Here is an 8965-nt window from a genome sequence, read left to right on the forward strand (position 1 = left end):
ATCAAATCATTTCAATTGTTCTATTGCTGTTTGGAAACTACGCTTCGTTGACTCAAAAAACAATAGATGGAGACACGCACGTGCTATTGCCACTACCACTACTAGGTCTGGCCACAATCGTAGTCCTGCTCACCGCGATTCTCTCGAAGCGAATGTCGCCGCTCGTCGCGCTGATCGTCGTACCGATCGCGGCTTCGCTGATCGGTGGCTTCGGTCTGCAGACGAGCAAATTCGTCCTCGACGGTTTGCGCAGTCTCGCGCCGGTCGTCGGTATGTTCGTGTTCGCGATTCTCTACTTCGGGACGATCACCGACGCGGGCACGCTCGATCCGATCATCGACCGCATCCTGCGCGCGGTCGGTACGAGACCGACGCGCATCGTGCTGGGCACGACGCTGCTCGCACTGCTGATCCACCTCGACGGCTCCGGCGCGGTGTGCTTCCTCGTGACGATCCCCGCGATGCTGCCGCTATACGATCGGCTAAAGATGGACCGGCGCGTGCTCGCCGCAGCGGCGTCGCTGGCGGCGGGCATCAACTTCCTGCCGTGGACCGGGCCGATGATCCGTGCGTCCGCGTCGCTCGGGTTGCCGGTTTCGGCGCTCTTCAATCCGTTGATCCCGGTGCAGGCCGTGGGGCTCGTGTTTGTGTTCGGCACCGCATGGTGGCTCGGACGTCGCGAAGAAAAGCGCCTCGGTTATACGTCCGCATCCGGTGCGGTGCCGCTGCCGCAACGCGAACTCACCGACGAACAGAAAGCGCTGCGGCGGCCGCGCAACTTCTGGTTCAACATCGTGTTGACGGTGATCGTGCTCGGCACGATGGTCGTAATGGGCGAGAAGATTCCGCCGGCGGTGATGTTCATGGTCGGCTTTTGCATCGCGCTGATGGTCAACTATCCGGACGTGAACATGCAGCGGCAACGCGTCGACGCGCATGCGCGCGCCGCGCTGATGATGGCCGGCATCCTGCTCGCCGCCGGCGTGTTCACCGGCGTGATGCAGGGCAGCGGTATGCTGAAGGCGATGGCGCAGGCCGCGGTCGGCCTGGTGCCGCCCGGTATGGCCGGGCATATTCCGGTCGCGCTCGGCGTCCTCTCGATGCCGCTCAGCATGCTGTTCGATCCCGACTCGTTCTATTTCGGCGTGCTGCCCGTGATCGCCGAAGTGGCGGGGCAACTCGGCGTGCCTGCCGTGCACGTCGGCCAGGCGGCGCTGCTCGGTCAGATGACGACCGGTTTCCCGGTGAGCCCGCTCACGCCCGCGACGTTTCTCGTCGTCGGGCTGACCGGCATCGAACTCGCCGATCACCAGAAATTCACGTTCCCGCTGCTGTTCGGCGCATCGCTCGTGATGACCGCGGCGTGCGTGGTGCTGGGGATCTTTCCGCTGTGAGGTTGTTCCACATGATATCGACGAAACGTAAAGGCCCCGTGCGCATCGGCACCGGCGCGGGTTATTCGGGCGACCGGATCGAACCGGCCGTCGAGCTGGCCGAACATGGCGCGCTCGATTACCTGGTGTTCGAGTGCCTGGCCGAGCGCACGATCGCGCTCGCGCAGCAGGTGCGTCGCGGCAACCCGGCGCTCGGCTACGATCCACTGCTCGACGCGCGGATGCGCGCGGTGCTGCCCATTGCAGTCCGCAACCGCGTGCGGATCGTGTCGAATATGGGCGCGGCGAATCCGCTCGCCGCTGCGCGCCGCACCGCGGAACTCGCGCGTGAGCTTGGCTTGCCGCGGTTGAAAATTGCAGCCGTCACCGGCGACGACGTGCTCGACGCAGTGCGCCAGGGCGACTACTGCTTCGAGGAATCGGGTGAACGCGTGGCCGGGTTCGACGGACGGATCGTGTCGGCGAACGCGTACCTCGGCGCCGCACCGATCGTCGATGCACTTGCTGCCGGCGCTGACGTCGTGCTGACGGGGCGTGTCGCCGACCCGTCGCTGTTCACCGCGCCGCTGATCCACGAGTACGGCTGGTCGATGGACGACTGGAACACGCTCGGCCAGGCGACCGTGGTCGGTCATCTGCTCGAATGCGCAGGGCAGGTGACGGGCGGCTATTTCGCGGACCCCGGCTACAAGGACGTGCCCGATCTCGCGCGGCTCGGTTTTCCGATCGGCGAAGTAGCCGCCGACGGCTCGGTCGTCGTGACGAAGGTGCCGCATGCGGGCGGCTGCGTGACCGAAGCGACCTGCAAGGAGCAACTGCTGTACGAAGTGCACGACTGCAGCCGCTATCTGCAGCCGGACGTCGTCGCGGATTTCACCGGCGTGCGGGTCGAGCAGGAAGCGCACGATCGCGTGCGCGTGAGCGGCGGACGCGGCACGCCGCGCACGCCGACGCTGAAGACGTCGGTCGCCTATCTCGACGGCTTTATCGGCGAAGGACAGATTTCATACGCCGGACCGGGTGCGCTCGCGCGGGCGCGCCTCGCGCTCGACGTCGTGCGTGAGCGGCTGCGCTTGACCGGCGTGCAGGCGAGCGAACTGCGCTTCGATCTGATCGGCGTCGATGCGCTGCATGGCGCAACGCTCGCCGCGCGTGACGCCGAGCCGTACGAGGTGCGCGTGCGTGTCGCGGGGCGCACAGCGTCGCTCGATGAAGCGGTGCGGATCGGCAACGAGGTCGAGACGCTGTACACGAACGGACCGGCCGGCGGTGGCGGCGCGACGAAGTCGGCGCGCGAGGTGATCGCCGTGCAGTCGGTGTTGCTGCCGCGCGAATGCGTGCGGCCGTCGTTCGAACTGGTGGAGGGCTGACATGCAGCTACGTGAACTGGCTCATTCGAGAACCGGCGACAAGGGCGATACGCTGAACGTATCGGTGATCTGCCGCGATCTGCGCGACTACCTGCATCTTCGCGAACACGTGACGGCCGAGCGCGTGCACGCGCATCTGCGGGACGTCGTGCACGGCGACGTGACGCGCTTCGAGATGCCCGAGATCTGCGCGCTGAATTTCGTGCTGCGTCACGCGCTGGGCGGTGGCGTCACGCGTTCGCTTGCGCTCGATGCGCATGGCAAATCGCTCGGCTCCGCGTTGTTGAGTCTCGACGTACCGGTGCCGTTGCGCGCGGACTGACTCAATCCGCAGCGGTTTGCGCGAGCCGCGGATTCGTCGCGGCATAACCCTGCGCTTCGTGCAGCAGCCATTCGCGAAAGCTCATGAGCGGTTTGCCGTGACTCAACTCGGTCGGATAAACGAGGTAGTACGCCGAGTCGGAGATCACCGGTGCATCGAACGGCACGACGAGACCGAGCCGCTCCAGTTGCGTCTCGACAAAAAAACGCGGCACGAGCGCGATGCCGAGACCGGCCGCCGCGGCGCTGATCAGCATCGTATGTAGCTCGTAGCGCACGCCTTGCATCGTGCGGTTGTCTTCGATGCCGAGATTGGCGAACCACGCGGCCCAGCCGTCGGGACGGGTCGTGGAGTGCAGCAGCGGGTGCGCGAGCAAGTCAGCCGCGCTCTTCGCGCGACGCTTCAGCAGGCTCGCCGCGCATACGGGCACGACCTCCTCGCGAAACAGAAAATCCGCTGACGTACCCGGCCAGGTCGGCTTGCCATAGTGAATCGCCGCTTCGAAATGCGAGTCCGCGAACGTGAACGTATCGGTGCGCGCACCCATGTTCACGCGCACGTCCGGATAGCGCGTGTTGAAATCGCCGAGCCGCGGAATCAGCCATTGCGACGCGAAGGTCGGCAGCACCGCGAGTTCCAGATAGCCGCCGCCGCTGCCATGCGCGATGATTGACAGCGTGTCGCGGTCGAGGCCCTCCAGCGCGCGCCGTACCTGCGCGCCGTACACCTTGCCGGCCTTAGTCAGCACCACGCGCTGCTTGACCCGCACGAAGAGCCGCACACCGAGATTGCCCTCGAGCGTATTGATCTGGCGCGACACCGCGCTCTCGGTCAGGAACAGCTCGCGCGCGGCGAGCGTGAAGCTCTCGTGCCGTGCGGCCGCTTCGAACGCGAGCAGCGCGCCCATGTTGGGGATCTTGAATTTGCGCACGGGTGATTCCTAAAACGCATCAAGTCTGGATTTTATCTCGCTTTACGCGCGCGTTTTCGCTTTGAATAATCGCAGTCGAACGAATCCCCTCACGCGCGACGCGAACCGACGGCGCGGCCTCATCTGGAATCCCCATGCGAACTGTGCGAAATGCGAACGTCGAGCGGCTGCTGTCGACGTTGATCGGCGCCGACAAAACGGCTGCGCTCTTTGCGACGCTGAATCATCCGTCGGTACTGAACGAATGGGAGGACGGAGTCGTGACCCGCGCGGAACTCGCGCAGGCGATGAACATGGCGTTGTTCGAGGACCTGCTCGCGCGGTCGCCGAACGGCCGCGCGTACACGCACGAAACGATCGCGGCCGGTGGCGGTGTCGTGTTTGATCACGGCGCGCTACGCACGGTGCGCGGGTCGCACAGCGGCGCGCTGCCGCCCGGCGAAGCGGCGTTCGCAAGAATCCTGCGGCCGCTCGGCTTCCGGATCAACGGGCGCTATCCGCTCGACCGCCTCGGTATGACCGGCCGCGCATGGGCCCACGACGACGCGCCCGACGAGATCGCACAGTTCTTCGTCAGCGAACTGCATCCCGAGCGCTTTTCGGAAGCGTTCCAGCACGCGGTGACGAACGTGATCGGCACGTCGTGCGATCCGCTGACGTCCGTCGCTGTCGCGCAGCTATGGGAACTGGAGCGCGACGGCGTGCTGCCGCTCGACGCGGCCCACGCGTTGCTGCGGGGAATAGTCGGTGCGTTTGCGCGGCAGCACGACGTGCCGTCCGAAGCGGATTACGCGGTGCTGCTCGCCGAATCGGCCGAGATGGCGTGGATCGCCACCGAAGGGAATGCGTTCAATCACGCAACCGACCGCGTCGCCGACGTGTTCGCGCTCGCCGAAGCGGAGAAAGCGAAAGGCCGTCCGATGAAGCCGGAAGTCGAACGTTCGCGGTCGGGTCGCGTGTTTCAGACCGCGTATCGCGCGGACACTGTGCGGCGCGAATTTCGTGCGGCGGACGGCTCGATCGTGACGCGCGACGTGCCCGGCTCGTTCTACGAATTCATCACGCGCAAGCGCACGTTCGATCAGGACGCGCGCCGCTGGGAGACGGACCTGCGTTTCGACGCGGGCAATGCGCAGGGGATCTTCAGGATGACGGCGAGTGCGGCGTGATGGCTTGTTGAGCTACTTCCTCGCCGGCTCGCCGCCGGGCTGCGGCAGGTCCGCACTCGTCGCCATCCACAGCACCTCGGCATCTTCGTCGCTGGTGGAGACGGCGGCATGACCGGTGCGGCTGTCGAAGTAGAGGCTGTCACCGGCGTTCAGATAGGTGGGGGCGTACAGTTCCGAATACAGGCATACGCTGCCGCTGATCACGTAAAGAAATTCTTCGCCTTCGTGACGGCCCCAGTCGTCGAATGCATCGAGCGTGTGCGCCGAAATGCGGATGCGAAACGGCAGCATCGCCTTGTGTGCGAGGTCGGTCGCGAGCAGTTCCATCTGGTAGCCGCGATACGCGTGCCGCTGACCGGCGTCCTTGCGCGTCAATGCACGGCGGCCGCCGGCACTGACCTTCGGCGTCGAGCCGAACAGCTCGCCGAGATCGATCTTCAGGCCGAGCACGATTTTCTGCAGCACGTCGAAGGTGGGGGACATCAGGCCGTTCTCCACTTTCGACAGCGTGGAGCGCGACACACCGCACAGGTGGCTCGCGGCTTCCAGCGTCAGGTCGTGCGCGAGCCGCGCGGCGCGGACGCGGCGGCCGAGATCGGCGGTGGACGGCTCGTTGTGTTTGGTGACGTGGGTATCCATGGGCTGCGCTCGGGCGTGCCTTCCCGGCACGCAATGTTTCCGATCATAGCATTCACGCCGCCCAACAGGTTCGCCATTTTCCGATGGGAAACAGCGTGACGAAGTCATCTGGATCGATAAAATAGCCTGCTTGTATGGGTGTTGTGCGGCGTGTATAGTCTGCGAATCGACTTTGTTTCGTATCGGAAATTAAAGGAAAGCTCATGAACGCTTCGACCATCCTCGCCGATCTCGGCATTACTCAAGCGGCGCAAGCGGGCGACATCGCCGTGCATTCGCCGATCACCGGCGAAGCCGTCGGCCACGTCGCGAGCCATAGCGCCGCCGACGTCGACGCGACGCTCGCGGCCGCGAAGCAGGCCTTCGAAACGTGGCGCAACGTCCCTGCACCGCGTCGCGGCGAACTGGTGCGTCTGCTCGGCGAACGTCTGCGCGAGAAGAAGCAGGCGCTCGGTAGCCTGATCACGCTCGAGACCGGCAAGATCCTCCAGGAAGGGCTCGGCGAAGTGCAGGAAATGATCGACATCTGCGATTTCGCAGTTGGCCTGTCGCGCCAGCTGTACGGCCTCACGATCGCGTCGGAGCGCCCCGGTCACCGGATGGCCGAATCGTGGCACCCGCTCGGCACCTGTGTCGTGATCTCGGCGTTCAATTTCCCGGCGGCCGTGTGGTCGTGGAACGCGGCGCTCGCGCTGGTGTGCGGCAACGCGGTGATCTGGAAACCGTCGGAGAAGACGCCGCTGACCGCGCTCGCGGTCAACCGCATTCTCGAAGATGCGCTGAAGGCGTTCGGCGACGCGCCGGCCGGTCTCACGGCGCTGGTCATCGGCGGCCGTGACGTCGGCGCGAAGCTCGTGGCCGATCCGCGCGCGTCGCTCGTCAGCGCGACCGGCAGCACCGAAATGGGCCGCACCGTCGGCGTCGAAGTGGCGAAGCGCTTCGGTCGCTCGCTGCTCGAATTGGGCGGCAACAACGCGGGCATCGTCGCACCGACCGCGGATCGCGAACTCGCGCTGCGCGGCATCGTGTTCTCTGCGGTCGGCACCGCGGGCCAGCGCTGCACGTCGCTGCGCCGGCTGTTCGTGCACGACAGCGTGTACGACGACACCATCGCGCGTCTGAAACAGCTGTACGCCAAGGTGCCGATCGGCAACCCGCTCGAGAAGGGCACGCTGATGGGTCCGCTGATCGACCGTCAATCGTTCGCGCGGATGCAGGAAGCGCTGCAGCAGGCACAGGCCGAAGGCGGCAAGGTGTCCGGCGGCGAACGCGTCGAAGTGAGCGGACACGAAGGCGGTTTCTACGTGCGCCCGGCGCTCGTCGAAATGCCGTCGCAAACCGCGGTCGTGCTGAAGGAAACCTTCGCGCCGATTCTCTATGTGCTGCGCTACTCGGATTTCGCCGACGCGGTCGACGCGAACAATGCGGCGCATCACGGACTGTCGTCGTGCGTGTTCACGAACGATCTGCGCGAAGCCGAGCGTTTCCTGTCGGCGGCGGGCAGCGACTGCGGGATCGCGAACGTGAACATCGGACCGAGCGGCGCGGAGATCGGCGGTGCATTCGGCGGCGAGAAGGAAACGGGCGGCGGCCGCGAGTCGGGCTCGGATGCGTGGAGAGCCTACATGCGCCGCGCGACGAATACGGTCAACTATTCGTCGGCGTTGCCGCTCGCGCAGGGCATCGATTTCAACCTCGGTTGAATCTGGGTTAGGTCGCGAGGCTAAACCGCGCCATTCGTGGAGTGACACGTGAGTTCCAGAGTCGTTATCGTCGGCGGAGGCGTGATCGGCAGTTCGATTGCGTACTTCCTGCGCGCGTCGGACCCGACGGTCAGCGTGACCGTGATCGAGCGCGATCCGACCTACGCGCGTTCGTCGTCGGCGCTGTCGGCCGCGTCGATCCGCCAGCAGTTCTCGACGCCGCTGTCGGTGCAGATGTCGCTGTTCGGCATCGAGTTTCTGCGTTCGATCGGCGAGCGGCTCGCGGTCGACGGCAGCACGCCGTCGATCGATCTGCATGAAGGCGGCTATCTGTTTCTCGCGACGCCGGCCGGCGTCGCCACGCTACAAGAAAATCACGCGCTGCAGCAGCGGCTCGGCGCGGACATCAGTCTGCTCGATTCCAACGGCTTGCAGACGCGCTTTCCGTGGCTCAATACCGAAGACCTCGCGGCCGGCGCGTTCGGCGAAAGCGGCGAGGGCTGGTTCGACGGCTACGGGCTCGTGCAGGCGCTGCGCAAGAAGGCGCAGGCGCTCGGCGCGCATTACGTTGCCGACGACGTGACCGCGTTGCAACGCGACGGCCGTCGCGTCACCGAGGTCGTCACCGCGAGCGGCGAACGCTATGCGTGCGACGTCGTCGTCAACGCGGCGGGCGCGTGGTCGCGCCGCGTCGCGCAGATGGTCGGCATCGAACTGCCCGTGTTCGCGCGCCGTCGCAGCATCTTCAACGTGAGTTCGCCCGCGCAGCTCGAACACTGCCCGCTGCTGATCGATCCGACCGGCGTGTACTTTCGTCCCGAAGGCAAGTCGTTCATCTGCGGCACGTCGCCCGCTGCGGACAACGATCCGGACGATCTGCCGCTCGACGAAGTCGATCACGCGCTGTTCGACGACGTGATCTGGCCGACGCTCGCGCACCGCGTGCCGCAGTTCGAAGCGTTGCGTGTGCAAAACTGCTGGTCGGGCTACTACGAGTACAACGTGTTCGATCACAACGCGATCATCGGCCACCACCCTGACGTCGACAACTGCGTGTTTGCCAACGGCTTCAGCGGACACGGCCTGCAACAAGGCCCGGCGACTGGCCGCGGCGTGAGCGAACTGATCCTGCACGGCCGTTATACGACGCTCGATCTGTCCGCGCTGAATTTTGCGCGGGTGCTGGAGAACCGGCCGTTTGTGGAGAAGAATGTCGTTTGAGGAGGCGGCGTTTGCGTGACGCACGTATGTGAAGCAGGCCGCACTCTGAACCGACCCCGCAAAGTTGGACAGTTTTCGGCTAGGGCCGGGAGGGCTGAGTCCTGTACATCACGGGACTCAGCCCGTTTAGTTTCAGCTTGATGCGTTTGTGGTTGTAGTAGTGGATGTACTGTCTGATACCTGCCTTGAGCGCGTCCACGCTGTCAAACCTGTTCA

At 65.2% G+C, this 8965-nt stretch carries 9 protein-coding genes; 6 read left to right on the forward strand and 3 right to left on the reverse strand.

Annotation, left to right across the window (positions count from 1 at the left end):
* Positions 1-86: 86 nt before the first annotated feature.
* The 3 genes from ACREXZ_RS11720 to ACREXZ_RS11730 are packed head-to-tail and all read left to right on the forward strand — an operon-like array spanning position 87 to position 3086.
* Complete coding sequence (locus ACREXZ_RS11720) at positions 87-1394, forward strand: CitMHS family transporter (protein ID WP_431764247.1); 1308 nt, start codon at positions 87-89, stop codon at positions 1392-1394.
* Positions 1395-1405: 11 nt separating this feature from the next.
* Positions 1406-2764: an acyclic terpene utilization AtuA family protein gene (locus tag ACREXZ_RS11725; RefSeq protein WP_431764225.1), complete on the forward strand. Its 1359-nt coding sequence runs from the start codon at positions 1406-1408 to the stop codon at positions 2762-2764.
* Between the two features lies 1 nt (position 2765).
* The gene (locus ACREXZ_RS11730) at positions 2766-3086 is read left to right on the forward strand and encodes an AtuA-related protein (RefSeq protein ID WP_431764226.1); all 321 of its coding nucleotides are present in this window, start codon (positions 2766-2768) and stop codon (positions 3084-3086) included.
* A 1-nt stretch (position 3087) separates the two neighbouring features.
* Here the strand turns inward: ACREXZ_RS11730 and ACREXZ_RS11735 are convergent, their stop codons facing one another.
* Positions 3088-4017, reverse strand: a complete 930-nt coding sequence (locus ACREXZ_RS11735) for a LysR substrate-binding domain-containing protein (RefSeq protein ID WP_431764227.1) — start codon at positions 4015-4017, stop codon at positions 3088-3090.
* A 134-nt stretch (positions 4018-4151) separates the two neighbouring features.
* On the opposite strand from ACREXZ_RS11735, the gene ACREXZ_RS11740 reads away from it, so the two are divergent.
* Positions 4152-5186 carry a DUF1338 domain-containing protein gene (locus tag ACREXZ_RS11740; protein ID WP_431764228.1) on the forward strand — a complete coding sequence of 345 codons (1035 nt, stop codon included), beginning with the start codon at positions 4152-4154 and terminating at the stop codon, positions 5184-5186.
* A gap of 12 nt (positions 5187-5198) precedes the next feature.
* On the opposite strand, the gene ACREXZ_RS11745 is transcribed toward ACREXZ_RS11740, so the two are convergent.
* Positions 5199-5825, reverse strand: a complete 627-nt coding sequence (locus ACREXZ_RS11745) for a helix-turn-helix domain-containing protein (protein ID WP_431764229.1) — start codon at positions 5823-5825, stop codon at positions 5199-5201.
* A gap of 203 nt (positions 5826-6028) precedes the next feature.
* On the opposite strand from ACREXZ_RS11745, the gene amaB reads away from it, so the two are divergent.
* Complete coding sequence (amaB, locus tag ACREXZ_RS11750; protein ID WP_431764230.1) at positions 6029-7528, forward strand: L-piperidine-6-carboxylate dehydrogenase; 1500 nt, start codon at positions 6029-6031, stop codon at positions 7526-7528.
* 48 nt (positions 7529-7576) lie between these two features.
* Complete coding sequence (locus tag ACREXZ_RS11755; protein WP_431764231.1) at positions 7577-8749, forward strand: NAD(P)/FAD-dependent oxidoreductase; 1173 nt, start codon at positions 7577-7579, stop codon at positions 8747-8749.
* Between the two features lie 79 nt (positions 8750-8828).
* On the opposite strand, the gene ACREXZ_RS11760 is transcribed toward ACREXZ_RS11755, so the two are convergent.
* The coding region (locus tag ACREXZ_RS11760) for an IS3 family transposase (protein WP_431764248.1) at positions 8829-8965 on the reverse strand (137 nt) is incomplete at its 5' end.

Source organism: Paraburkholderia sp. (assembly GCF_050742655.1).
Classification (GTDB): domain Bacteria; phylum Pseudomonadota; class Gammaproteobacteria; order Burkholderiales; family Burkholderiaceae; genus Paraburkholderia.

Excerpts from the sequence above, each read along its gene's own strand:
- ACREXZ_RS11745 (WP_431764229.1), bottom strand. The coding sequence starts at position 5,825 with ATGGATACCCACGTCACCAAACACAACGAGCCGTCCACCGCCGATCTC.
- amaB (WP_431764230.1), top strand. The coding sequence starts at position 6,029 with ATGAACGCTTCGACCATCCTCGCCGATCTCGGCATTACTCAAGCGGCG.
- ACREXZ_RS11730 (WP_431764226.1), top strand. The coding sequence starts at position 2,766 with ATGCAGCTACGTGAACTGGCTCATTCGAGAACCGGCGACAAGGGCGAT.
- ACREXZ_RS11725 (WP_431764225.1), top strand. The coding sequence starts at position 1,406 with ATGATATCGACGAAACGTAAAGGCCCCGTGCGCATCGGCACCGGCGCG.
- ACREXZ_RS11740 (WP_431764228.1), top strand. The coding sequence starts at position 4,152 with ATGCGAACTGTGCGAAATGCGAACGTCGAGCGGCTGCTGTCGACGTTG.